This is a genomic window from Vibrio sp. SG41-7, from assembly GCF_014164465.1.
Taxonomy (GTDB): Bacteria; Pseudomonadota; Gammaproteobacteria; order Enterobacterales; family Vibrionaceae; genus Vibrio; species Vibrio splendidus.
Map to the genome: position 1 here is coordinate 1 of NZ_JACJFF010000339.1, position 554 is coordinate 554.

The 554-nt window shown below is 39.7% G+C and carries 1 protein-coding gene; it reads right to left on the reverse strand.

Features of this window, described 5'->3' with window-relative positions:
* Positions 1-18: 18 nt before the first annotated feature.
* Positions 19-554: IS630 family transposase (locus tag H5300_RS27000; RefSeq protein WP_182797389.1), on the reverse strand; the 536-nt coding region annotated here is incomplete at its 5' end.

Consider the following 554-nt stretch of genomic DNA (forward strand, 5'->3'; position numbering starts at 1 on the left):
TAATACCAATTCCATTAATTAACTTACCAATCGAGTCCAATCTCTAAAGCAGAGGGATTGGACTCTGCGTTTATCTTCACAAAAACTGTTCCAAGCATTGCATACTGAGTTCACTATATCGTTATAGTTTTCAAAACACCTATTCGCTAACTTGTATTGTCGAAGCCATTGCCAAACTTGTTCTATCGGGTTTAATTCTGGTGAATATGGCGGGATATGGATTATCGTGATGTTCTTAAAATGATTGGCTAAATGTGCTTGATGCCAGCTCGCTTGATCCATAATAACCACGGAATGTTTACCTCTAGGGGTCGCCGTTGAGATTAATTCAAGATGCTTCGTCATTGCTTCCATGTTGCTTAACGGTGAAACAATAGCTTCAGCTTCGCCTGTATTGATACAAACGGCTCCAAACAAATAAGCGTACTCAAATTGTTGCTGTTGAACGGCTCTAGGTCGAGTTCCTTTTTCTGCCCAAATCTTGGTTGTGGTATTGCGTTGACCAAATCTAGCTTCATCTTGAAACCAAACAAGCACTTCTTTTAAGTGGATAT